This window comes from Paenibacillus sp. EKM10P, from assembly GCF_011800655.1.
Lineage (GTDB): Bacteria > Bacillota > Bacilli > Paenibacillales > Paenibacillaceae > Paenibacillus > Paenibacillus polymyxa.
Window position 1 is genome coordinate 85188 of sequence record NZ_JAALET010000001.1, and the last position, 25577, is coordinate 110764.

The 25577-nt window shown below is 47.0% G+C and carries 15 protein-coding genes; 11 read left to right on the forward strand and 4 right to left on the reverse strand.

Annotation, left to right across the window (positions count from 1 at the left end; translation table 11 throughout):
- Positions 1–7 precede the first annotated feature (7 nt).
- The 8 genes from HFE01_RS00320 (at position 8) to HFE01_RS00355 (ending at position 12443) form a co-directional block, all read left to right on the forward strand.
- Positions 8–1465, forward strand: coding sequence for a glycoside hydrolase family 32 protein (locus HFE01_RS00320; protein ID WP_167438322.1), 1458 nt, complete (start codon positions 8–10; stop codon positions 1463–1465).
- A gap of 41 nt (positions 1466–1506) precedes the next feature.
- The gene (locus HFE01_RS00325) at positions 1507–4764 is read left to right on the forward strand and encodes a GH32 C-terminal domain-containing protein (RefSeq protein ID WP_167438321.1); all 3258 of its coding nucleotides are present in this window, start codon (positions 1507–1509) and stop codon (positions 4762–4764) included.
- 233 nt (positions 4765–4997) lie between these two features.
- Positions 4998–6734, forward strand: coding sequence for an ABC transporter ATP-binding protein (locus tag HFE01_RS00330; RefSeq protein WP_181955912.1), 1737 nt, complete (start codon positions 4998–5000; stop codon positions 6732–6734).
- Positions 6715–8553: an ABC transporter ATP-binding protein gene (locus HFE01_RS00335; protein WP_031463012.1), complete on the forward strand. Its 1839-nt coding sequence runs from the start codon at positions 6715–6717 to the stop codon at positions 8551–8553. Before HFE01_RS00330 ends, HFE01_RS00335 begins: the two co-directional genes overlap by 20 nt.
- 253 nt (positions 8554–8806) lie before the next feature.
- Positions 8807–9463 (forward strand): DJ-1/PfpI family protein, encoded by a 657-nt coding sequence (locus HFE01_RS00340; protein WP_167438319.1) that lies wholly within the window; start codon positions 8807–8809, stop codon positions 9461–9463.
- A gap of 110 nt (positions 9464–9573) precedes the next feature.
- Positions 9574–10773 (forward strand): MFS transporter, encoded by a 1200-nt coding sequence (locus HFE01_RS00345; RefSeq protein ID WP_107734103.1) that lies wholly within the window; start codon positions 9574–9576, stop codon positions 10771–10773.
- Positions 10766–11422 carry a TetR/AcrR family transcriptional regulator gene (locus tag HFE01_RS00350; RefSeq protein ID WP_107734102.1) on the forward strand — a complete coding sequence of 219 codons (657 nt, stop codon included), beginning with the start codon at positions 10766–10768 and terminating at the stop codon, positions 11420–11422. Before HFE01_RS00345 ends, HFE01_RS00350 begins: the two co-directional genes overlap by 8 nt.
- Before the next feature lie 109 nt (positions 11423–11531).
- Positions 11532–12443, forward strand: a complete 912-nt coding sequence (locus HFE01_RS00355) for an AraC family transcriptional regulator (protein WP_107734101.1) — start codon at positions 11532–11534, stop codon at positions 12441–12443.
- A gap of 106 nt (positions 12444–12549) precedes the next feature.
- On the opposite strand, the gene HFE01_RS00360 is transcribed toward HFE01_RS00355, so the two are convergent.
- From HFE01_RS00360 to HFE01_RS00375, 4 genes are all read right to left on the reverse strand, one after another.
- Positions 12550–13950: a sugar porter family MFS transporter gene (locus HFE01_RS00360; RefSeq protein WP_167438318.1), complete on the reverse strand. Its 1401-nt coding sequence runs from the start codon at positions 13948–13950 to the stop codon at positions 12550–12552.
- A 224-nt stretch (positions 13951–14174) separates the two neighbouring features.
- Positions 14175–15515, reverse strand: a complete 1341-nt coding sequence (locus tag HFE01_RS00365) for an AraC family transcriptional regulator (protein ID WP_016821402.1) — start codon at positions 15513–15515, stop codon at positions 14175–14177.
- Entirely contained in the window at positions 15490–16935 is a 1446-nt protein-coding gene (locus HFE01_RS00370; RefSeq protein WP_167438317.1) for a sensor histidine kinase, read from the reverse strand. Before HFE01_RS00370 ends, HFE01_RS00365 begins: the two co-directional genes overlap by 26 nt.
- Positions 16932–17930: a substrate-binding domain-containing protein gene (locus HFE01_RS00375; protein ID WP_167438316.1), complete on the reverse strand. Its 999-nt coding sequence runs from the start codon at positions 17928–17930 to the stop codon at positions 16932–16934. The genes HFE01_RS00370 and HFE01_RS00375 overlap by 4 nt, the downstream gene beginning before the upstream one ends.
- A gap of 218 nt (positions 17931–18148) precedes the next feature.
- Between HFE01_RS00375 and melA the strand changes: the two genes are divergently transcribed.
- The 3 genes from melA to HFE01_RS00390 all read left to right on the forward strand — a co-directional run bounded on the left by melA (position 18149) and on the right by HFE01_RS00390 (position 25431).
- Positions 18149–19663, forward strand: a complete 1515-nt coding sequence (melA, locus tag HFE01_RS00380) for an alpha-glucosidase/alpha-galactosidase (protein WP_016821399.1) — start codon at positions 18149–18151, stop codon at positions 19661–19663.
- 586 nt (positions 19664–20249) lie between these two features.
- The gene (locus HFE01_RS00385) at positions 20250–22403 is read left to right on the forward strand and encodes a glycoside hydrolase family 6 protein (protein ID WP_103042238.1); all 2154 of its coding nucleotides are present in this window, start codon (positions 20250–20252) and stop codon (positions 22401–22403) included.
- Positions 22404–22755: 352 nt separating this feature from the next.
- Complete coding sequence (locus HFE01_RS00390; protein ID WP_107734098.1) at positions 22756–25431, forward strand: PAS domain S-box protein; 2676 nt, start codon at positions 22756–22758, stop codon at positions 25429–25431.
- Positions 25432–25577: the final 146 nt, after the last annotated feature.

Consider the following 25577-nt stretch of genomic DNA (forward strand, 5'->3'; position numbering starts at 1 on the left):
TGAGTATATGAACGTGATTAGGCAAGAGAAATACCGCCCATCCTATCACTTTTCACCAAAAAGCGGATGGATGAATGATCCGAATGGAATGGTTTATTATGAAGGGCGCTATCATTTGTTTTATCAGCATCATCCGTTTGGCACCACATGGGGACCTATGCATTGGGGGCATGCTGTCAGCACTGATTTGATGAATTGGGAGGAGCAGCCAATTGCCTTGGAGCCGGATGAGCTAGGAACGATTTTTTCCGGGAGCGCTGTAGTGGATGAACAGGATACATCCGGATTTTTTGGCGGCAAGCCGGGCTTGGTAGCCATTTTCACCCATCATCATTCGCTTCCGGGGACGGAACAGGTGCGGCAGTGCCAAAGCCTTGCCTATAGTACCGATTCAGGGAAAACTTGGATTAAATACACAGGCAACCCGGTGCTGGAGGATAAGGAATACATTGATTTTCGGGACCCGAAAGTGTTTTGGCACAAACCTACAGAGCAGTGGGTGATGGTGCTGGCCTGCGGTCAGACGATTCGAATCTATCATTCTCCGAATCTGAAGGAATGGACTTTTGCCAGTGAATTTGGACACGGCATCGGTAGTCATGATGCGGTGTGGGAATGCCCGGATTTATTTCCGCTATATGTTGATGAGAAACGCGAACAGGTGAAGTGGGTCATGCTCGTAAGCATTGGCGATACCCCGGGGATTCGGGAAGGGTCTAGAACACAGTATTTTACGGGTGAATTTGATGGGACAACATTTGTGGCAGATGCGGAAAGTGAAAAAGTCCGCTGGCTCGATTATGGCAGAGATAACTACGCAGGTGTGTGTTGGTCGGATATCCCGGCAGAGGACGGACGACGCCTGTTTATGGGCTGGATGAGCAACTGGAGATATGCCAATCAGACACCGACGGAGCGCTGGAGAGGTGCCATGTCCATTCCGCGAGAACTCGTACTGGAAACGAGAAAGGGCACAGTTGCGCTTGTTCAGCGCCCTGTTCGGGAGCTGGAGGGATTAAGAACCCCTGTCCTCTCACTCACAGAACCATCTTGGGAGGAAGTGCGAAACGCATTGTCTTCCTTGCAGCTGGATTGCTACGAACTTGTGGCTGAATTTGCAACCACTGGAGACTTTGGCTTTAAAGTGCGGGTATCGGATGAACAAGAAACACTCGTCGGTTACACTTCTGCCACGCAGGAGGTATACGTGGACCGGACACGGTCTGGTCGCTCGGATTTTCATGAAGACTTTGCAGGAAAACATGGAGCCTCATTAACAATCTTACCGGATCGCATGGACATCCGTATCTATGTAGATCGCTCGTCTATCGAAGTGTTTTTCGATCGCGGACAGGTAGCCATTACCGATTTAATATTTCCTGATGCAGAAGCTAAGGGTCTTGAAATATTCGCAGCAGAAGAGCGGGTTACGTTATTTTCGCTGGAGCTTTATGCGCTAAAATGAGGTTTTCTTCATAATCCGTACTGGAAGGTAGGAAATTGGCGATGAGGATAGAGCTCACAAACACGCGAACGAACCTGACGGATTGGCAGATTAAAGGGAAGGGACGCATAGAAGATAACGTTCAGGGACTTTTGCTAAGATCGGAGCCACAGGAAGACGTGATGGCTATGTCTGGAACCACATCACAGGATTTTACTTTTGAAGCGGATGTGATGGTCACAGACATACAGGCAGATGCTACCCTAGTTTTCCGTTCCAGTGAGGACGGATGTTCTTCCTATATGCTTCAAATCGTGCCAGCTGCTGGATTATTACGGTTGCGCGATGCTGCTGGAGATATCAAAAGACTCAAAGAGGAACGGCAGGTAAAATTACAAAAAGGAGATATTTATCATCTCAAGGTAAAGGTAGAAGGCTCGCAGCTTAAAGTGTACTGGGATGAAGGATATCGCCCGATTATAGATGTGGTCGATACGACGTATGCATCAGGATATTTGGGACTGAATGTCTGGAATGGGTCGGCATTATTTCAGAACATTCAAGTCAGTGATATGGATACGAATGTAGATGAACCGTTCTTGATCCGTGGAAAATGGCAACCGGACCTCAAAGGGCAAAAAGCTGAGGGAACAAGTTCTGAAGGAGCATTGAAAATATTTAGTACGACAGCTGCCGATCTGGTCATGGAAGGTAGTGTGACGCTGAATCCTTCTGAACCGGGAATGGAAGCAGGGCTATTTTTCAGAGGGAATCCGAAGGGTACAGAGGGATATGTTGCTTCTGTGCAACGTGAGGATCAGCAGGTTCGGGTACATCTGAGAAAGGCGAATGGAGCGTTGGTTACAAGCTCTGTCATGGTGTATCCGAATACATCGGGCAGTAAATATAGTCTGGAAATCATCACATATGAAGAGCGAATTCGCGTGTTTATAGATGGCTACACGCCTGCGGCGATTGACATTGTGGATAACAGTTATTCCAGTGGTTTTATAGGTATGAAGGCAACTGGGGGTACGGCTTATTTTCAGGATATCTACCTTACCTCCGTCTCGAATTACTATACAGAAAAATATCGCCCGCAGTATCATTATTCCCCTGCCAGAGGCTCGGCCAGCGATCCGAACGGATTGGTATATTTCGAGGGAGAATATCACCTGTTTCATCAGGATGGTGGACAATGGGCACATGCGGTCAGTCTGGATTTGCTGGATTGGAAAAGGCTTCCCTTGGCATTAAAGTGGAATGATTTGGGCCATATCTGGTCCGGCTCGGCTGTAGCTGATCTCACCAATACTTCCGGCTTGTTCAGCGACTATGGCGGAAAAGGGCTGATTGCATATTACACCTCCTATAATCCCGATCAGCCCAAGGGAAACCAGAGAATTGGCCTTGCTTACAGCACAGACCGGGGACGGACATGGCAATACCCCGAAAACAATTCAATTGTAATTGAGAATCCGGGCCAAAATGAAAACGATCCTGGCAACTGGGATTTTCGTGATCCGAAAGTGGTATGGGATGAAGCGCATCAGCGCTGGATTATGGTCGTGTCGGGAGGTGACCATATCCGCTTCTTTACCTCCGCCAACCTATTAGATTGGAGCTGGACGGATAACTTTGGCTATGGTGATTATATACGGGGCGGGGTATGGGAGTGCCCAGATCTATTCCCGCTCGCGGTAGACAAGAGCAACACCTCTAAATGGGTGCTAATGATTAGTACTGGAGCCAGCACGAACACTCAAGGCTCGGATGCGGAATATTTTATCGGTGAACTGACATCTGATGGCAAATTTCAAAATGATCTTCCGCCGGGGAAGGTGTTGAAAACCGATTGGGGCAAGGAATTCTATGCCTCGATGTCTTTCTCCAATATGCCCTGCGGGCGGCGTATCATGCTGGCATGGATGACAAATTGGGACTACCCGTTCAGCTTCCCAACTTCACCCTGGAAGGGGCAGTTCAGCATCCCGAGAGAGTTATCGTTAAAAACAACCCATGAAGGCATACGCTTGATACAGCATCCGATATCCGAACTGACTTCGCTACGTTCTCATTTATTTTCGCTAGAACATGCAAGTATCACGGAATCTTCTCCGAATATACTGGAAGGTTTAAAGGCGGGTGCCTATGAGATTGAGGCGGAGTTCGAATTTCCTTCCGTTGGGATGGCATCGACTTTTGGGTTTTGCGTACGGGAAGGCGGTGAGCAAAGAACGGTAGTCGGCTATAAAACAGATGTACAACACATGTTTGTAAACCGTGCTGAATCAGGGCTTACTGATTTCTCTCCTCTATTTTCAACGCTTCATGAAGAATCGCTGGCACCGGTCGGGAATCGAATTCAAATGCGTATATTTGTGGACGAATCCTCAGTCGAGGTGTTTGGTAACCATGGAGAAGTCGTATTTTCTGATATCATTTTTCCAGATTCGGCGCGTAGAGGGATGAGCTTCTATGCTCAAGGTGGTGAGGTGAAAATTGTTTCTCTTCATGTGTATGCGCTACACAATCGCTGGAGGGTTACAGAGGTTTCATCCATCAGACTGATCATGGATTACACACAGCTGGAGCTTGCGGAAGGACAGTCGAAACGTCTGTATGCGAGTGTGGAGGATCATTCCGGGAGAAAAGAACATTTGCTGAATTGGGAATCCAGCAACCCCGCAGTCGTCAAGGTGATCTCGTCAAATGAAGGCTACGCGATCACGGAGGCACTTTCCCCTGGAGAAGCCATTGTTACAGCCTCCATCCCAGGAGATACGGTAAGAGCAAGTACCTCTGTCACTGTGCATGGCGGGAAGTTTTATACCAACCTTTCAGGTTGGGTGCCGGATGTCTCCGCATCCCGCTGGATGGTGACGACGGATGGTATGCGCGGAAGCTATATTAGCGATGCGAATTATATGGCTTCTGAGCAGGCGGAAGATTTTACGTATGAGGCTGATATGAAGCTGTATGGAAATGGGAGTGCTGGCTCCATGATTTTCCGTGCCAACGCGGACGGGTCGAGTGGCTATTATTTCAATTTGGATCCGAACATGAAATCCATTCGCCTTTTTTATAAAAAAGAAGGGCGATTCGAGGAACAACAAGTGCTGGCCAAGGTTCCAAGATTTGTACTGCCGGGAGTAACCTATCATATTAAAATCCAAGCAGAGGGATTACGCCTTCGTATAGAGATTGATAACGAACAGGTAATGGACTTGGAAGATGATACATTTGCCGAAGGGCATTTTGGTATCAATGTATTTGGAGGGCAGGCTTTTTACCAACATGTAAGGATCGAGAAAATGTGATATGAATTTCTTATGTCAGAAGGAGAGCTGTATTTTACGAGCTCTCTTTTTTGCGTCTTTTTTAGCCGGAGCCTGCAATTTGCTGGTTAAACGAAAACCTTCAGGGGGGTATAATAAAATATAGTGCTATATCAAGTGCGTATACATGGTGTTACAGCAGATTTGGATTCATACAACCATTAGATGCTGATCTGGAAGGACGGCTATGGGCCATTGGAGGAATGCTTGTGAGGATGATGTTCACTTTTCTAAGAAAATATCGGGTTCCAGCTATCGCGGCGCTCGTGATGATGTTGCTGGAATTGACGGTAGAGTTATCGCAGCCGTATTTGATCTCCAAAATCATAGATGAGGGCATTCGACAGCAGGATTTGCCCGTCGTCTGGTTATGGGGCGGTGTACTGGTGGGCAGTGCCGTTATCGCTTTTATGGCAGGGATATCCAGCTCCTTTTTTGCTTCACATGCAAGTCAGGGTTTTGGCTATGATGTGCGGGAAAAGCTATATCAAAAGGTGCAATCCTTTTCTTATCCGGTGTTCAAACGGTTTGCTACTTCGTCGCTGATTACGCGCCTGACGGGAGATGTTACGCAAGTACAAGATACGGTGTTTATGAGCCTGCGATTTATGACACGAGTTCCGCTGGTGGTGATCGGCAGTATTGTGATGGCTCTGGTTGTCCATTTTAGGCTTGGGCTGCTACTGGCGGTTATGGCCCCAGTGCTGTTCGTATTTGTGCTGGTAATGATGCGGAGGACTGTCACTTTGTTTAAAAGTGTCCAGCGGCGCTTGGATGACGTTAATGGAGTAATTCAGGAGAATCTGACAGGCATGCGGCTTATCCGGGTTTTTGTGCGGATGCGACATGAAATTGAACGTTTTGCTCATTACGGAAGTGAATTGATGAAAGGGACGGTGTCCGCTCTACGCTGGACAGAAACGACGATGCCGTTCATTTTGTTTACGATGAATGCAGGGATTATTGCAGTACTTTGGTTTGGGCGCGGTCAAATTTCCACTGGAGATGCCAGTGTAGGACAGGTGGTTGCAGTCGTTAATTATTCCCTGCGGACAATTGGAGCTTTGTCTGCTTTATCCGGTATCGTTGTGGTATTTTCCCGGGCTACTGCATCTACAGGGCGGATTCGAGAGGTTTTGGAAACACCTAATGAAGAGGGGAGAGAGCTGAAGGGTGTTCCAACACAGGATATACGTATTGAGGGACAGGTGGAAATGGATCGGGTGAGCTTTCATTATCCGGGCAGTGATTTGGCTGTATTAAAGGACATATCCTTTAAGGCACGACCGGGTGAGCGAATCGCTATTATGGGAGCTACTGGTTCGGGCAAATCCTCACTTGTACAGTTGATTACACGTCTATATGAAGAAGATGAAGGTCATGTGCGCTTTGACGGAAAGGACGCTCGTGAACTGGATGGCTCCATACTACGTGAGGCGATTGGCTATGTCCCCCAAGAGGTGCTGCTATATACCGGCTCGATTCGGGATAATATTGCCTGGGGGCTGGAGCATGCCAGTCTGGAGCAGATTCAGGAAGCCGCGCGCATAGCACAAATCCATCCTATGATTGAACGCTTGCCGCAAGGCTATGACACCATGCTCGGACAGCGTGGTGTTAATCTGTCCGGCGGACAGAAGCAGCGGCTGTCGATTGCCCGCGCACTGGTGCGCCAGCCGGCAGTGCTGATTCTGGACGACAGCACAAGTGCGCTGGATGTGGGGACGGAAACCGCATTGCTGAATGCACTCGATGGCCTGTCCTGTACGACATTTCTCATCACGCAGAAGATTAGTTCAACTGCATCAGCAGATCAGATTTTACTGCTGGATGAAGGGCGCCTGATAGCTAGTGGAAACCATGATCATCTCATGGATAGCTCGGATTTGTATCGACGAATCTTTGAATCACAATACGGAAAGGAGGAGTCGCATGTTCAAGGAACTCATTGAACCGTTCCGTCAGCCTACACCGCCGTCCGGTGTGCTGCGAAACCCGGCTGGCGCTGAAGGACGACGCAAGGCCAAAGCGAAGAACTGGTCTGGCACGGTAGGGCGAATATGGGCTTATCTGGCCCGTCGCAAGGCCAAGCTAATGCTGGTCCTGTTCATGGTGTTGCTCAGCTCCGGGCTGTCGCTGTTGGCTCCATATCTGGTCGGTGTAGCGGTGGATGATTTTCTCGAAGGGCCGGGTGGACGCACGTGGATTTATTTTCTCATAGGTTTAGGGGCTGTGTATCTACTGAACTCGCTGACCTCCTGGCTGCAAAATATCTGGATGATCGAGATTGCCCAAGAGACGGTGTACCGCATGCGTTTCGATCTGTTTTCACATTTGCATCGACTCCCCATTCCTTTCTACGGCAAACGTCAGCAGGGAGAAATTATGAGTCGTCTGACCAATGATATCGAAAATGTCAGTTCTACGCTGAACAGCTCGGCCATTCAGATTTTTTCGAGCATATTGACGCTAATCGGTACACTCACTGTGATGCTGTGGTTAAGCCCGCTGATGACCCTGCTAACCTTTATCGTGGTGCCGTTAATGGCAGCCGGGATGCGCTGGATTACACGCCGCACCGGGCCTTTATATAAGGAACGGCAGAAGAACTTGGGCGAACTGAACGGATACATTGAAGAAACGCTGTCCGGTCAGCAGATTATCAAGGCATTTTCACAGGAGAAGAGAGTCATCCGTGGTTTTCGTGAGCGTAATGACCGTATTCGGCTGTCGGGTTTCTGGGCACAAACGATTTCAGGCTTTATCCCCAAGCTGATGAACGGACTGAATAATCTCAGCTTTGCTATTGTAGCAGGGATCGGCGGGATTTTAGCCATTCGCGGCTCGATTACGATAGGGACGATTATCGTATTTGTAGAATATGCTCGTCAGTTCACTAGACCGCTGAACGATTTGGCTAACCAGTGGAATACACTGTTGTCCGCCATTGCCGGAGCTGAGCGCGTATTTGAAATATTGGACGAAGACGAAGAGTCCAAGGATGAACGCGGCGCAGTAAAGGTGAAGCATGTGGAGGGAGCTGTACAGTTTACGGATGTTTTCTTCGGTTATGATGAGGGAAACGCTACGCTGGAAGCCATCTCTTTTGAAGCTAAACCTGGTGAAATGATCGCGCTCGTCGGCCCGACCGGGGCAGGAAAAACGACACTGATCCAGCTCCTTTCCAGATTCTATAGCCCAGACAAGGGAACGATTACGCTGGACGGGCGTGACATTACGACCATAGAGCGTGAAAGCTTGCGCTCCCGTATGGCGTTTGTGCTACAGGACACCTTCCTGTTTCAGGGGACCATTCGTGAAAATATCCGCTTCGGCAGGCTGGATGCCACTGATGAGGAGGTTGAACAAGCATCGAAACTGGCCAACGCCCACTCCTTTATCATGCGGATGAAGGACGGGTACGACAAGGTGCTGGAAGCGAACGGTAGCGGCATCAGTCAAGGGCAAAAGCAGTTGCTGGCGATTGCTCGTGCGATTTTGGCCAACCCTTCTATCCTGGTGCTCGACGAGGCGACCAGCAGCATTGACACCATCACCGAGATGAAAATTCAAGAAGGACTGGAACGGCTCATGCAGGGGCGAACAAGTTTCGTTATTGCACATCGGTTGAATACCATTCGTCAGGCTGACCGGATTTTGGTCTTAAAGGACGGTCGTTTGGAGGAGCAAGGTTCTCATGAGGAGTTGCTGGCTCACAAAGGCTTTTACAGTAATTTATATTATGGTCAGTTGAGAAAACAAAGCTCATAAGCTGGCTTGATCAACAGACTTACAGGCATACTTAAAAAGGGCTACCGTGGGGTGGCCTTTAAGTATGCCTTTTTATAGGTATGTATAATTAAAGACTTTACATAGATATTGCACAATCCGTATTTGTGATCAGAGACGTTTGAAATTGAGATACTTACTGATTTCACATTTAATTAGTATACCCATACCCCGTATATGTATGTTAACATGGGCGTGCAACAATAAAATTTCGCCTCAAAGGAGAGAGATCCTCATGAAAGTCGCCATCATGCTTTTCGATGGAATCACAGCATTAGATGCCATAGGTCCATATGATGTATTTGCTGCTACACTGAAATGTGAAGTGAAGTTTGTCGCTAAGAAAAAAGGGTTAGTCAAACTGGACTCAAACATGGGCTATTTGCATGCCGATTATAGTTTTTCTGAAGTACCTTCAGCTGACATTCTTGTTATTCCAGGTTGCAGTCCGCCAAATTATAAAACTCTAATGAATGACGAAGAAACATTAAATTGGATTCGCCAAATACATGAAACTACAAAATGGACCACATCGGTTTGTAATGGCTCTCTGATTTTAAGCGCCGCAGGCTTGTTAAATGGAACCATAGCCACAAGTCATTGGGGTTCCTTAGACCTGCTCCAATCTCTTGGAGCCATTCCAACAGATGAGCGAGTGGTCCGTCAGGGCAAAATCGTTACAGCAGCTGGTGTCTCCTCTGGTATTGACATGGCACTCCAGCTCATCGCATGGGAACTGGGAGAAGATATGAGTAAGGGAGTCCAATTGATTTTGGAATATGATCCTCAGCCTCCGTTTGACACGGGTTCACCCCAGAAAGCACCTGCTATATTGGTAGAACAAATAAGAGGTATGCTGCAAGAGTTTGCAAAACGGGAGCCTTATGTGTAAGTCCTGCATTAGGTTCTGTATTTTTATTTACAAAGCCCCCTAATTCAACTAATATGGTTTACACATAGAAAAGGATTACAAAGTGTAAACCATTGGAGGGGGTTACAAACATGAGCAGCTTACCTAAGTCTGCTACATTTCCGCTTTTCATTTTGATGCTGAATCTGTTTATTGCTTTATTGGGTCAAGGCATGGTGATTCCCATTCTGCCTGAATATTTGAAACAATTTAATGCGGCAGGAGCTGCTGCGGGGTATCTTATTGCCGCTTTTGGAGCAGCACAGTTTATTTTTTCACCTCTGGGTGGGCAACTTTCGGATAGATACGGGCGTAAATCAATGATCATCACCGGTCTGTTTTTAACCGTCATTTCGGATCTCATGTTTGCTGTATCTACGACATTGCCCCTTCTATATATTGCTCGGTTTATTGGAGGGATAGGTATTGGATTAATGGTTCCTTCCAATATGGCCTATGTCGCTGATATTACCACTCCTGAAACTCGCGCTAAAGGAATGGGGTACTTGGGTGCTTCCATGAATTTGGGGATGGTACTTGGTCCGGGGTTAGGCGGTATGATCGCTGAGTTGGGCATTAGGGTGCCTTATTTTTTTGCTGGTGGACTTGGACTTGTAGCAACGCTGCTTAGCTTATATATGCCAGAGACACTGCCCAAGGAACAACGAAAACCCGTTGGCCAACGGGTCCGTAGGGAGCCGATTCGAAAGCAAATTCTGAATTCATTTCGAACGTCCTATTTTCGTTATCTTCTCCTCATATTGATCATGACATTAGGCTTGATGAATTACGAAACGGTGTATGCTCTTTTTGTGGAACGAAAATACGGTTTTGATGCCACTAAAATCTCAATGATCATTACGGTTGGTGCCATCATAGGCATCGTGGTGCAGGTATGGCTGCTTGATTACCTCATCAAGAGACTTGGCGAGATGAAGCTTATACGCCTCTCTTTGATCATGACAGCCATTGCTTTACTGTTCATGCTTATTAAGATCAATTTAGGTTATCTGCTGTTGGTATCGGCTCTGTTCTTTGCTTTTAATGCCTTCTTAAGGCCCACAGTAAGTACAATGATTGCCAACTCGGCTGGAGATCGTCAAGGATATGCCGCCGGACTGAATACGACGTATACCAGCCTAGGCAGTATATTGGGGCCTATTTTAGCGGGTTTGTTGTTTGACAAACACATTCATATTCCTTATATTTTTGGTGCATTAATCCTTGCATCTGCCCTTTTCTTAACCTTTCAAACATCAAAAAATGAGAAACGGATGGTTGCTAATGACTGAGAACTGGCACCAGAACTTGAAAAACAAAAATCGGGAAGAACTCATTGCGGCTGCGAAGGAACTTTTTATGAAGCAGAGCTTTCTCAAAGTGAATATTAAGGATGTATGCCATGTGGCTGGTGTAAGCCGGGTTACATTCTATAAGCATTTTCAGTCCATGAATGAAATGGTTTTTGAGGTCCAAATGGAGATCCTTGAAAGCATGACTGAATTTGTTAGAAGAGCACCTACAGCCGAAATGAATGGTAAGCAGATGCTTACTTCGATGCTTGATGCATGGATTGATTATGCGGGGCGACACCCGGAATATATCAAGTTTATTCTGTTATTCGACCTGCATTACGAAGGTTATGATTCAAATGAAGAACTCAAAGAACGATATAAACATTTTGTTAACCAAGGAAAGGAACGACATTTCCTGATAGATGCTCTGGAAGCTGGAATCCAAGATGGATCCTTAAAGTCGGATGCTGAACCTTTACAGACTGCTCATTTTGTCTTTACCTCTATGATGGGTTTACTCCAGAAAATGAGTCTAACTTCCAATGACGAATCGAATAACAAAATTCAGGATATAAACGTTGCTAACCGATTTGTAGGGATGCTGGTTCAGTATCTAAGTTCAGAAAGTGATGAATCCTCTATTTAAGACAGGTGGACGCCATAGAATAACAAGGCTCAGTCTGCTAAACTGTGAAAATAGAACGGGTACATATACTTTGCCATATTAGCCTGATTTTTTTTGCGGAGGTGCGGGGATGAACGGAAGTCTGTTTGAGCCAGGACTGCGGGACGGGGATTATATTCCCCGTTTTTTTGCTTACTATTACAAGCAATGGCGTGACTATACGATGTCTTACCACGATCATCATTCCACTGAAATTATGTATATGATTTCTGGCTTGTGCAGGATAGATGTACAAACCGGAAAGAATACGGAAGAAAGCATTACGCTGCGCAAAGGCGAGTTTATTATGCTGGATGCAGGCGTCCCACATCGGTTGGTGGTGGAAGGAGAACAACCGTGCCGGATGCTGAATGTAGAGTTTGGTTTTAAGGAAGGGGTGAGGGTAGGACCATCTATCCAACAAATAGCAGCGGAGGAGCAGGAAGTCACAGCCTTTATGTCGCGTCCATTCCCATATCTGGTGCTATCAGACCCGGAAGAGGTATATTATGCGCTCAAAAGTCTCGTGCTGGAGCTGGATCAACGTAAAGAACAGCCGGGTGCCATGGCAGAAATGCTTTTTATGCAATTGCTTGTACGAATTGCACGTTTACGGGAAGAGGCAGAGCGCAGCAATACGCAGCAAACGGATATGTACGTCAAGCGATGCATTGAATTTCTCCATCTGAACTATGACCGGGATATTGCAGTCAAGGACATGGCCGCAGCCGTCAATCTGCACCCGGGGTATTTGCATCGAATTTTCAAAAAACATACGGGGCTAACGCTTACAGCGTATTTAACGATGCTGCGAATGGACAAGGCCTGTATGCTGCTTCAGCAAACGAACATTCCCATTCAGGAAATTGCCGATTATGTTGGCGTCGCCAGCAGACAGTATTTCCACATGTTGTTTAAAAAGCACACAGGCAAAACTCCTGTTGAATACCGCACCGCCGTCGAGCGCGATGTGAGGAATTATGCGGAGGAGGGTGGAAGCTAAAAAGAAACCTCTGAACCATTACCGATTTAGGTCGGTATGAATTCAGAGGTCGTGTGATTTCAAGCATTATAAAACGTATCGGGCTTCTTGAGAGCTAGAGTTTGGATCATTTTTCGAGCCACATATTTTCCATCTGTTCAAGTGATCTCCCCTTGGTTTCGGGAACCTTGCGCCATATAAAGACTACGACGAACAGCGAGATGGCTCCGAATATCCAGAAGGTATTGGACGGACCAGCTGAACTCAGCAGAGGGGGGAATGCCTGGGAGACCAGATAATCGCCGGCCCATAATGCCATCGAAGCAATGGCGACAGCTTTGCCGCGAATGCGGTTCGGAAAGATCTCCGAGATCATGACCCATACGATTGGCCCAAGTGATATAGCGTAGGAGGCCACGTAGATCAATATCATGATGAGCACGAGCGGTCCAGTGGTTAGACCCATTTTGAATGCGGCTCCAATAATGATCAAGCAGAGGGTCATCAACGAGGTACCGATCATTAGTAGAACTTTTCGTCCCGCTTTGTCGATCAGCCATACGGATACGATGGTAAACAACACATTGATCAACCCGATCCAGATGGTCTGGGTCAAAGAAGCGTCCGTACCGAGCCCCATTCCTTTAAAGATAACCGGTGCATAATACAAAATGGCATTGATGCCGGTAATATGCTGCATAATGGCGAGCATGATACCGATAAAGAGAGCGACCCGAATACCGGGAGCGAACAATTGTTTCAATGAGTCATTCTCATTTTTGAACGATTCCTTGATATCAAGTACTTCCTGTTTAGCGGCTTCTTCACCGTGGATTTTCAGCAGAATTGGCAGCGCTTCATAAGGCCGATTCTTTTTGATAAGCCATCTCGGGCTTTCGGGTATGAAGAGCATCAGGAGCATAAAGATCAGTCCCGGAACAGCTCCCACTCCGAACATCCAGCGCCAGGCTGTTGAGACACCCCAGGCTTCATCCCCCAGGCTGACGATCCACGAATTCTGAAAATAAACAAGGAAAATACCCGTTACGATCGCCAGCTGATTTAAAGCAACCAAACGGCCACGGTATTTGGCGGGAGCGATCTCCGCGTTATACACCGGACAAATAGTGGAAGTGATTCCTATGCCGACGCCGCCGATCATACGAAAGATAACATACCCGGTGAACGTATCTTGAATTGCAGAGCAGATCGAGCCGACGACAAATAAAAATCCGGCGGCCAGCAATACCTTTTTTCTGCCGATCCTTTCACTCATGTAGCCGGAGAGAGCCGCACCCGTGATGCTCCCTACAATCAGACTCGACACTGCCCAACCGACCTGAAATTCGCTCAGCGAAAAACGCTGCTGTAGGAATTCAACTGCTCCCGAAACTACCGCGATATCAAAACCGAACAGTATGCCTCCATGCGCAGCTACGATGGATACCAACGTCACAAAAAGCATATTGGGTTTTTCTGATTGAAGCGCTTTCTGTTGAGCGCTTTCATTATGGATGATTACTCCCATATGATCATCTCCCCTCCAGATTCCTAGAACCTCATTCCGTTCTTCGAGGAGAAGTATAACATGCGCTTATAAAAGAAAGGCCGGTGATCGTCTTCAATAAACGGACCTTTTCACGCACGATTTTGGCTTCGCTTCCCGAATTGGAGACGGAGGGGCTAAATCTAGCATTACCTTGTCATTCGAGCTTAAAAAAATCCATGCCGATGGTCGGCATGGACGAAGCTCTACGATTTTTGACCTTTGAACTCCGTGGGAGGAACGCCCGTTATCTTCTTAAAGACACGGCTAAAATAGTTTGGGTCCTTATAACCCACTTCAAAGCTGATTTCCTTCAGGGCAAGGTTGCCCTCCTTAATCAAAGAAATAGCTTTATCAATCCTTAACCTGGTTACGAAGTCGATGAACGTTTCTCCATATTCCTGTTTGAAAATTTTACTGAAGTAGTGAGGATTCAAGTGGACGAAATCAGCCACTTCTTCCAGTGAAAGGTCATCGTTGAACCGTTCCTCGATATACATCTTTGCTCTGCCCAGCATAGTCAGTGTTTGAACCTCCCGCTGTTCGCGTATCCGTTGTAATGCTGACATGACGTACGTCTGCTGAAGCATTCCATTCTCCTCTTTGACGGCAAGCACAGAGGCGTTTCCAGCCTCTGACGACTTCAGTTCATCAAAGTGGCAGTAACCTCCATCGCGCTTGCGTAGGGTGGAGGCAAAGACGGCTTCGAAATAGGACTTGCGAAGTCCTTCCTCGCCGCTATGAAGCGAGCCGATTCCAATAGCTGTCTTTATGCCAAATTGCTGCTGGGCCAGCTCGGAGAGCTGTTGAACAAGATGCTTAATCCGCTGTTGCCAGTCGTTTTCGCTGGTGGCAGGCGGCTTTTGTAAAAAAGTGGCCACATGATGGTCGATCAGGGAGCTCACAATGGAATTGGGGCCATGTGTTTTTACATAGCTTCGGAAATGATCGTAAATTTTCTTTTTGTCCTGCTCGTCTGCATATCCTTCAAAGGCAGCAATGATGGCGCTTCCCTGATCAAGAGGAAAGTCCAGCCATTCCGACAGTTGAGAAGCGCTCGAATCCACCGTCTGGTCGACCATAAGCATTAAAGCCAGCTCATTTTCTGCGAGCGGCATCAGCTGTGAGATTTTGTGCCTAAGCTCCAATTCTTCCGTGCGTGCTCGCTTCTCGCATTCAATTTCTTCAATCAGTCGTTTCAGTGTACTGATGATTAGTTCTCGCTTCGCTGGCTTCAGAATATATTCTTTTACGCCCAAAGAGAGCGCTTCACGTGCATAAGCAAAATAATCATAGGCGGTGACGAGCACGAAACGGGTATCAGGAAGACGCTCCTTTAATTCACGAAGCGCCCCAAGCCCGTCGATTCCGGGCATGTTGATATCCAGAATGGCAATATGAGGCCGGTGCTCTTCCGCACATTCGATCGCCATGCGGCCGTTGTCGGCATGAATAAACCGAAATACCCCCGGCATTGCCCGTTCCACTATCAATTCCAGTCCTTCCCTCTCCAAAGCTTCGTCATCCGCGATCAACAACCGATACATTCGTCTGCTCACTCTCCTTCTTGACTGGAATTCGTATTGTTATGGTAGTACCTAATCCGATATGGCTTCGGATTTCAACCATTCCTTCCTTTTCGTAGAACAATTGCAGCCGCCTAAACACGTTTTGCATTCCAAGTCCTGTTGAACTGCTGCTTTCAGCTCCACCTTCTAAACGGAGCACGGACAGTCGGGTTTCCTCCGTCATACCCTTTCCGTTGTCTGAAATTTCAATTTGCACATCTTCGCCCGCTCTCGACAGCGTCAATGTGATAATGGCTCCGTTTTCCAAATCAGCTACACCATGAAGAAAGGCGTTTTCAATAAATGGCTGGATCGTCAAGGCTGGAATTTGCTGCTGAAGTACGGAAGCGTCAAAGTGAAGATCAAAGCGAATTCTGTCCCGGAAACGCGCCTGCTGGATGGTTACGTATTCGCTTATATGGTCTAGTTCTTCCTGGAGCGTTACAGGTTTGTCCAGCTTTTGCAGGCTGTACCGTAGTAGATTGGACAGCGAAACGATCAGGTCGCTGGTCTTCTCCGCTCCTTCCAGGATCGCCAATTTGGAGAGCACATTTAAGGTATTGAACAAAAAGTGCGGGTTAATTTGATTTTGCAGGGCCAAAAGCTCTAGCTCCTTCACAAGTCGCCGCATTTCCAGACTTTGTTTATCCTTTTCAATGAGGATGCTCAAGTCAGCAGACATTTGCAAAATGGCGTCTGCCAATACGCCTAACTCGTCATCTCGCCGCGGTTGGGGCTCGATATTCAGATCACCTGTGGCGATTCGCTTCGCCAGTCCGACCAGTCTGCCGACAGGGCCCGTAATGCTGCGCGAGACCCAGATGGCAAGCAAAACCCCCATCAGCGCGTTCATGCCGAACAACGCCACTCCCAATCCGTTCATTTGCTCATTCTTGTTCCGAATGTTCTCGATGAGCGGCCGGTAATAAGCCAGTTCAGCATCGATCAGTCGCTGGCCCTCCTCATGAATATAGCCGACGGTTTTCTCCGCTTCAATGTAATGCTCAAAAGCCGATTGAGGATCTTGTGCCTTTGCATCCAGAACTGCAGCTTGCTTCTGTTCAAGAAATGTGGCTAACAGATTCATGTAGTCCTCCTCGGCAAAAGAAGGATCGGTCGAGTCAGAGACTTCTTGGATTCTGCCTTTCAGCTGTTTCAATTGGTATTCCGTCGGGCCCTGCACACCCGTATCGTCTCTTGGATTGAGCAGATAGGTATAGAGGAGATTTAAGTTGCTCTCCGCCGATTCGGAGGTTTGCTCGATGAGAAGAATTCGGCCAAGCATTTCATCGTAGCTCTGTTGGACGACCTTCCCGCTTTGGAATACAAAGTAAGCGATGATATTGGCGAACACAACTAGAAGAGGGATGAACAGAAGCAACTTCGTTCTGATCGTCATCGTCTGTCATCTCCAGACATGTTGTCGGGAGTGTCCGCATGCACTTCATATACCCTGGTGTATGTTAATTCCTGGGGATCATGTCCCTTTAGATAAACATTCAGCAATTTTATAGCCTTAGCCCCCATTTCCATTGGCTGTTGAACAAGGGTGAGCTCGATTTTGCGATGTTTGATAGCTTTCAACGTCTCGGCCATATCGTCAAAAGCGAAAATCTGCAAATTCCGCACGCCGCGCCGCTCCGAGGCTTCCAGAATGCCAAGGCCGTCCAGCGCACTGAATCCGACCATGTAGTGAATCTGCGGATAATGGGTGAGCATGTTCTGAGCTTGCTGGGCTGCCTGAAGCCGTGAAATATTTGAGGAGCGAATCTCCACAATGCGGAGCTTGGGATAGTGGCTGATCACAGAACGAAATCCCGCAAGCCTGAGCCGCTGATTCTCGACGCGCTCGCTGCTGATCATAACTCCAATATCGCCATGCTCCCCAGAGGCCTTCGCCAACAGCATGCCCATCTGTTTTCCTGCTCCTTCGTTATCCGTTCCGACGTAAGCCAGCCTTCGGGAGTCCGGCTCATCCGTATCGATCGTGATGACAGGTATGCCAAGTGCGGCAGCCTTGTTGATTAATCGTCGATACTCTGGATCATTTATCCCTTGAACCAGAATCGCATCTGCCTTGGCGGCGATCGCTTTATCCAGCAGTTTGATCTGCTCGGACGGATTAATGCGGTCCGGTCCGATATAATCGAGTCTCATACCGTACAGCTCCGCTTCCTTTCGAGCTCCTTGTTCAATGGACCGCCAATAATAATTGTCCAGCTCTTGTGATATCAATACCACTTTTGTATCGGAACCCCCGTCGTTTGGTGAAACCGTCTTCAATTGTTCTGAAAATTGGTGAATTTGAAGAGAAGACAGAGTGAACTGAAACAACAGCCAGGCAAATAGCAGGAAGACGGGAATAAGGATCAATGTCCATTTACGGTTTGACATGTCTTGCTCCTTTGGGAATATTTAAAGACACAAATCATTATACAGTAAACAAGAGAAGCACACGCAGCTTCGTCAACGGCAAGTAGCATCTGTTGATGCGAAAGTTAGGATTTTTGACACCTAAGTTCGAATCTGGTCATGATTTTGATAACGCTTTCTACAGGCATATTGCTACAATGACGGTATATTACAATTCTAATTACCGGAGGTTGAATGCCGTGTCATTTAAAGTAGCTTTTATTGGAGCAGGAAGCATCGGTTTTACCCGTGGAATTTTGCGAGATCTGTTATCAGTACCGGAGTTTAACGATATTGAAGTGGCTTTTACGGACATCAGTCAGCACAATCTGGATATGGTTACTGAACTGTGTCAGAGGGATATTCGTGAGAATGGGTTGTCCATACAAATACAGTCCTCTACGGATCGAAAGGTAGCTCTAAAGGATGCCAAATACGTCATTTGTACAATCCGTGTCGGCGGTCTGGAAGCCTTTGCGACCGATGTGGATATTCCGCTAAAATACGGTGTGGATCAATGCGTGGGCGATACATTATGTGCAGGAGGCATCATGTATGGCCAGCGTGGTATCGCTGAAATGCTGGAGATTTGCAAAGATATCCGTGAGCTAAGTGCACCGGATGTGCTGCTGCTGAACTACTCGAACCCAATGGCGATGATGACCTGGGCCTGCAACAAGTACGGTGGCGTGCGTACGGTTGGTCTATGTCACGGCGTCCAGAATGGGCATCACCAAATTGCCGAGGCGTACGGTCTGGAGAAGCAGGATGTGGACATTGTATGCGCCGGAATCAATCACCAAACATGGTACATTCAGGCCTCGCATAAGGGTAAGGATCTGACAGCCGGACTGCTGGAGGCTTTTGAACAACATCCTGAATTTAGCCGCACCGAAAAGGTACGCATCGATATGCTTCGTCGTTTTGGCTATTACAGCACAGAGTCGAATGGTCATCTCAGTGAATATGTGCCTTGGTATCGGAAGCGTCCGAATGAAATTCTGGACTGGATTGATCTGGGCAACTGGATCAACGGAGAAACAGGCGGCTATTTGCGTGTATGTACGGAAGGACGTAACTGGTTTGAAACAGATTTCCCTAACTGGATGAAGGAAGATCCACTGGAGTACAAGGCAGAGCATCGAGGTGAAGAGCACGGCTCATACATTATTGAAAGCCTGGAAACCGGGCGTGTGTACCGGGGGCACTTTAATGTCGTGAATAACGGTGTAATTTCCAACTTGCCGGACGATGCGATTATTGAAGCTCCTGGATATGTGGATCGGAACGGTATTTCTATGCCGCAAGTTGGAGAACTGCCGCTGGGTCCTGCTGCCGTGTGCAATGTTAGTATTTCCGTTCAGCGTTTGGCTGTTGAAGCGGCTGTACATGGAGACGATAAGCTGCTGCGCCAAGCGTTTATGATGGACCCGTTAGTGGGCGCTGTGTGTAATCCGAAAGAAATTTGGCAGCTGGTCGATGAGATGCTGGTGGCACAGGAAGCATGGTTGCCGCAATACGGGGCAGCGATTGCCGAGGCGCGCCAACGCTTGGCTACAGACGATCTGATTCCAACCCGACCTTATGAGGGAGCAGCACGGCTTAAGGTGAAGACAGTTGAAGAAATGCAGCTGGATCGGGATGCCGCCAATAAAAACGCAGGACAATCTGACAAAGGCAAGGATCGCGAAAAAGTACAGAACAGCAATGCGTAACAGCTACTTGGTACAATTGCAGTAACGCTCATTCCATGGACCTGCTAATGAGCAGAGGGGGATTGAACAACAATAAAAGGGTGTTTTCATGGTCGTAGGCCTGAAACATCCTTTTTTGCTGTCGATAGGTTCAACGATTGACATAGATAGCAGCCTAAAGTTTATTCTTGTCGATTTGGGCTGACGGAAATTAAAGAATACAGTCTTGTTTTTTATGCATCCGCTCTTTTACTGTCGACTTTGAATCTCCTGAGAGCTTGTCATAGTAGGGAAGTTCAACAAATGATAGAACCAATCTCAAAAAAAGAGAGACCATCCCGAACCGTCGGTGTGGCAATTCATATGCCTAATTAATAATTGTAGTCCTTAATTTATTCAATTTACAGCAGATTTCCAGCTCACTATAATCTAACATAGGAGGTGACAAAAAGGGGAAAATGTGAGCGCATGAACAAATAGAAAGCGCTTACCTTTCGCAACTATGAACGCTACTTTTTCTAGGGAGAGAGTAGGCGTAACACACATTTAATCATATAACAATCAGGTGCCGACATAGGAAGATTCAACAAAATCTACGGAAAGATAGGTGAAGCAATTGAAAACAAAGCAAGTGCTTCGTAAAGGAATGAAGTATGCTTTTGCGCTATCACTCGTCGCAAGCAGCTTTCTACCAGGTGCAGGATTTACGGATAAAATACATGCAGAGTCCCATGTCGATAATCCTTACTCAGGAGCGACAAAATACGTTAACCCTGATTATGCGGCTAGTGTCGACACATCAATTGCCAAGGTTACGGATGCGAACCTGAAGGCAAAAATGCAAACGGTCAAAACGTTCCCGACAGCCGTATGGCTTGATCGTATCGCCGCTATTAACGGCGGTGGAGGTAAGCTTGGCTTGGAAGCACATTTGGACCAGGTATTGGCGCAAAAGAAAGGCAACACACCGATTACGGCGGAGTTCATTGTGTATGATTTGCCCGGACGGGATTGTCATGCCTTGGCCTCCAATGGTGAATTGCCGCTGACCCAGGCAGGTCTGGAAACGTATAAAAAGGATTATATTGACAAAATAGCTTCTATTTTTGCAAATCCCAAATATAAGGATATTCGTATCGTAGCGATCATTGAACCAGATAGTTTGCCAAATCTGGTAACCAATCTTGATACCCCCCAATGTGGACAAGCCAAATCTACAGGAATTTATGAGGCTGGCGTTAAATACACAATGAATAAGCTGAACGAGATTCCTAACGTGTACAAATACGTAGATATCGGTCACTCCGGTTGGTTAGGCTGGGATAACAACCGTTCAGCGACGGTATCTCTGTTTACAACTATTTTCAAAGATACTAGCAAAGGTCTGTCCAGTGTGGATGGCTTTATCACGAATACAGCCAATACTTCACCGCTGACAGAACCGAATCTGCCTGATCCAAACCTGAATATCGGCGGACAGCCGATCAAATCGTCCAAATTCTACGAATGGAATCCTAATTTTGATGAATCGGATTTTGCAGAGTCCTTGCATAGAGATTTTGTCAGCGCAGGCTGGCCGAGCTCGCTCGGTATGTTAATTGATACAGGCCGTAATGGATGGGGAGGACCTAACCGTCCGACTTCCGCAGTCGGCAATGATATTAACTCCTATGTAAACTCAGGTCGTGTGGACAAACGTTTGCACCGTGGTAACTGGTGTAATAGCAGCGGAGCGGGTATGGGAACGCCGCCACAAACGGCTCCAGCTGGTCATATCGATGCCTATGTCTGGGCGAAACCTCCAGGGGATTCCGATGGTTCCAGCTCACTCATTCCGAACGATGAGGGTAAAGGCTTTGACCGTATGTGTGATCCTACCTATACAACCAAGGATGGCACATTAACAGATGCTTTGCCGAATGCGCCTATTTCAGGAGCTTGGTTCCATGATCAGTTTGTAATGCTGGTACAAAATGCGTACCCTGCAATCGTGCCTTCCAGTGGTGGTGTGGACCCGGCGCCTACAGCTCCAGCTGTACCTTCAGGCTTAAAGGCTGTTGTGGGTAATGCACAAGTGACGCTGACTTGGGATGCGTCTACTGGTGCTGACAGCTACACCGTAAAACGTGCTACTAGCGAAGCAGGTCCTTTTACAGCCGTGGCGCCTCTTGTAACTGCAAGAGAGTACACGGATAAGGGGCTGACGAACGGAACAACATACTTCTATGTTGTAAGTGCTACGAATGCGAAAGGAACAAGTAAGGATTCCGCAACGGTAAGCGCTGCGCCAAAAGGTACACCGACAGATCCAACGAATCCTACAGATCCAACGGGCGATCTGGTTGTAATGTATCGTGCTGGGGACACGGATCCAGCGAATAACGCTGCCAAGCCGTTCTTTAACCTGAAAAATAAAGGTACAACACCAGTGAAGCTGAGCGAGCTCAAAATCCGCTATTACTTCACGAAAGATGGCAGCCAAGAGCTGCAATCTGCGGTAGACTGGGCGCAAGTAGGTAATGATAACGTGCTGCGTACCATTAAAGACAACTATATTGAAATTGGATTCAGTGCTGCTGCCGGCACGCTTGCTGCTGGGGCGCAAACAGGTGATATTCAGATCCGCATGAACAATAGCGACTGGTCTAATCTGAACGAATCCAATGACTATTCCTTCGATCCAACCAAAACCTCTTATGCTGAATGGAACAAAGTAACATTGTTCCACAACGATAAGCTGGTATGGGGAATCGAGCCTTAGGAATAGGTGAATATATACACTTGAATAACTGATAATTGTTTGAAAAAGGGCTGCGGCACAACTGCTGTAGCCTTTTTTTAACGTCTTCAAATAAAGAATTCGATGACCAAGGGAATAAGCATTCAAATTGTGTATAATGAAGAAAGAATACTGATCTACTGTGGGGGTCAACAACCACTTTTGGCAACATCTCGGTAGAGAAGGCAATTGCAACTCACTGCTGAGCGATTTTTGCGTCATTTTCTTAGCCGGGTGGTATAAAAAAATAATCTAGAGATTGCCGATGAACCTGCATCGGCAATCTTTTGTGCATACATATTTTAATGTCTTTCATATAGAGGAGGAGATTCATTTGTTTTCTGCTGCTCAACGACTGCCTTTGCTGGAACATATGTATAATCATGCCCCGACAGGAATCGTGATTTTGTCGAGGGAGGGGAAGTGTCTTTATGTCAATCCCGCCTTTTGCAAAATGGTCGGATATGAGCAGGAGGAATTACTGGATATCCGATATTACCATCTCTTGTATAATGAGGCTCAGGATCAGCAAGGGCTGAGGGAGGCCTATGCAGGTTGGCTAAAGGCTACGGATCAAGTCTACAAGACAGAGCTGCGTTTAAAGCATAAACGGGGAACAACTGTCTGGCTATCGCTGGAATTAACCATATTTGATGATGAGGCTACCGAACAATCTTATTTGATTGCGTATGCAATGGATGTCACGGAGAAAAAGGACATGGAGCAGGTACTTTCGGACAATGAGGATTTGTACATGTTGATTACCGAAAATACGCCGGATGTCATCTCTTACAGCACGGCAGACGGCATACTTCAATATATTTCCCCTTCGGTGGAAAAACTCCTTGGCTATACGAAGCAGGAAATGCTCGGCAAAAAACGGCTTCAATTTTACCATATCGAAGATGCCGATTACATGCGTGTACATGGAATGTTCAAGGAAACAGGCATCATGAAGCGGCGTGTACGTCATAAGGACGGGCATTATTTGTGGCTGGAAGTATCGTACCGTATTATTCGGGATGAACAGGGCAAGATCAAGCGAGTTCTATCCATCGGACGAAATATCACAGAGCGCCAGAAGAGCGAGGAGAACCTGGCAAAAGCTCAACAGTTGGCGATGTTCGGCTCATGGGACTGGGATCTGGTCAACAATGTTATGCATTTTTCCAAGGAATTTCGCAGCATATTTGGCTATCGTGTCAAGCCGGTTGAAACAAGTATTGACGCTTTCATGAAGGCAGTTCATCCCGAAGATACTGAACGGATGAAGCAAATTATCAACAACGTGATCTTAAAGGGAATTCACGAAGAAACCTTTTACCGGATTGTATTGCCCAATGGGGAACAGAAGGTACTGCGCTCGATCTGGGAAGCTGAGATGGACGAGCATGCAGGCAAGCCTGTTCAAGTAGTCGGGATGATACAGGACGTTACAGAGCACCGGGAAATCGAGCAACGTCTTCGTGAAAGTGAAAACCGTTATAAGTCACTATTTCAGCATAATCCACTCGGGATATGCGCCATGAATATGGAAGGTCATATTTTGAGCGTGAATCCGAGTTTGGAGAAGCTTACGGGTTATACGAGGGATGAGCTTCTTGGAGCTGAAATACTTGTCATGGCTTCCTCTGAGGAACAGGACAAAATCAAACGACATATCGAAATGGCCAAACAGGGGGAGACACAAACCTATGAATCGGAATTCATACATAAGGAGGGGGAGCGTCTATTCATCAAGATGACGAATATCCCGATTTTCGTGCAAGAAGAAATTGTAGGCTGTTACGGGATTATAGAGAATGTTACCCCTCTTAAAAACTACATTGCTCAGATTGAAAAGCTCAGTAACGAGCATTCGCTGATTTTAAATGCAGTATCCGAAGGAATTGTGGGTTTGAATACCGAAGGACATGTCCGCTTTATGAACCCGGCAGCTGTTGAGATGTTCGGCATAGGATCAGCCAACCCGCTGAACGGTTCATGTATAGACGTCATTCGCCATGCTGACGAAATAGGCAGCCATTTTCCGGACGAGCAGGCTTCTATTCTCCAAGCGATTCGCAGCGGCGCTTCTTATCAGGCAGAGGAAGCTGTATTTTGGAAAAAAGACGGGTCCAGTTTTCTGGCCTCTTATCGAATCAGCCCTTTGATGGATAACGGCGAGCGAAAAGGAGCGGTGATGGTTTTTGTAGACAGGACGAATGAAAAGGAGATTATTCGGGCCAAGGAGTCTGCCGAACGCGCCGACCGAGCCAAGTCAGAATTCCTGTCTGTGATGAGTCATGAGCTCCGTACACCGATGAACGGCATTATAGGCATGGCAGGGTTACTGGCAGATACGGAATTAGATGAGGAGCAGCGTAGCTATATCGATATTATTACCAGCAGTAGCAACGCTTTGATGCAGATATTGAATGAGATACTGGATTTGAGCAAAATCGAAGCTGGCAAAATGTCGTTGCTGCATGAGTCTTTTGTGCTGGAGGATGTGGTTGGCAGTGTAGCTGACCTATTTATGACGCAGGCTATGGAAAAAGGCATCCAGCTAGAATGGCATATAGATCAGGAAATGCCAGGGATGCTAGTCGGTGATCATGTGCGTATCCGACAGATATTGGTGAACTTGGTGAGCAATGCGATCAAATTTACGGAGCGAGGGCGTGTAAATATTTTTGTGGAGAGAAAGGCTTACAGCCGCCGTAAAAAGAAATGCCTGATTGAGTTTAGTGTAACGGATACTGGAATCGGCATCCCGACAGACCGTCAGCATTTGTTGTTTCAGCCTTTTTCCCAGCTTCATCCGGCACTGAACCGGAAATATGGAGGGACAGGTCTTGGCTTGTCCATCTGCAAAAACCTGGTCAAGCTAATGGGGGGTTCCATTGGTGTAGATAGTGACGAGGCCAGAGGAGCAACATTCCGGTTCCAACTGGATCTAAAACTGCCGGAAGGGCACACACTTGCGAATATAAGCCGTGATCAGCCTTATGATTCAAAGGAAGGCTAAAAAGAAATAGCCGTGATGCATTCTGCATCGCGGCTATTTTTTGTAAGAAATGTCCAAAGAAAAGATTGACAAACTGTTCTAACTGTACTATTAATGATAGTACAGTTAGAACAGTTGAACATGTATACATGAATTTGAGCCAGTGT

Excerpts from the sequence above, each read along its gene's own strand:
- HFE01_RS00320 (WP_167438322.1), top strand. The coding sequence starts at position 8 with ATGAACGTGATTAGGCAAGAGAAATACCGCCCATCCTATCACTTTTCA.
- HFE01_RS00325 (WP_167438321.1), top strand. The coding sequence starts at position 1,507 with ATGAGGATAGAGCTCACAAACACGCGAACGAACCTGACGGATTGGCAG.
- HFE01_RS00330 (WP_181955912.1), top strand. The coding sequence starts at position 4,998 with ATGATGTTCACTTTTCTAAGAAAATATCGGGTTCCAGCTATCGCGGCG.
- HFE01_RS00335 (WP_031463012.1), top strand. The coding sequence starts at position 6,715 with ATGTTCAAGGAACTCATTGAACCGTTCCGTCAGCCTACACCGCCGTCC.
- HFE01_RS00340 (WP_167438319.1), top strand. The coding sequence starts at position 8,807 with ATGAAAGTCGCCATCATGCTTTTCGATGGAATCACAGCATTAGATGCC.
- HFE01_RS00345 (WP_107734103.1), top strand. The coding sequence starts at position 9,574 with ATGAGCAGCTTACCTAAGTCTGCTACATTTCCGCTTTTCATTTTGATG.
- HFE01_RS00350 (WP_107734102.1), top strand. The coding sequence starts at position 10,766 with ATGACTGAGAACTGGCACCAGAACTTGAAAAACAAAAATCGGGAAGAA.
- HFE01_RS00355 (WP_107734101.1), top strand. The coding sequence starts at position 11,532 with ATGAACGGAAGTCTGTTTGAGCCAGGACTGCGGGACGGGGATTATATT.
- HFE01_RS00360 (WP_167438318.1), bottom strand. The coding sequence starts at position 13,950 with ATGGGAGTAATCATCCATAATGAAAGCGCTCAACAGAAAGCGCTTCAA.
- HFE01_RS00365 (WP_016821402.1), bottom strand. The coding sequence starts at position 15,515 with ATGTATCGGTTGTTGATCGCGGATGACGAAGCTTTGGAGAGGGAAGGA.
- HFE01_RS00370 (WP_167438317.1), bottom strand. The coding sequence starts at position 16,935 with ATGACGATCAGAACGAAGTTGCTTCTGTTCATCCCTCTTCTAGTTGTG.
- HFE01_RS00375 (WP_167438316.1), bottom strand. The coding sequence starts at position 17,930 with ATGTCAAACCGTAAATGGACATTGATCCTTATTCCCGTCTTCCTGCTA.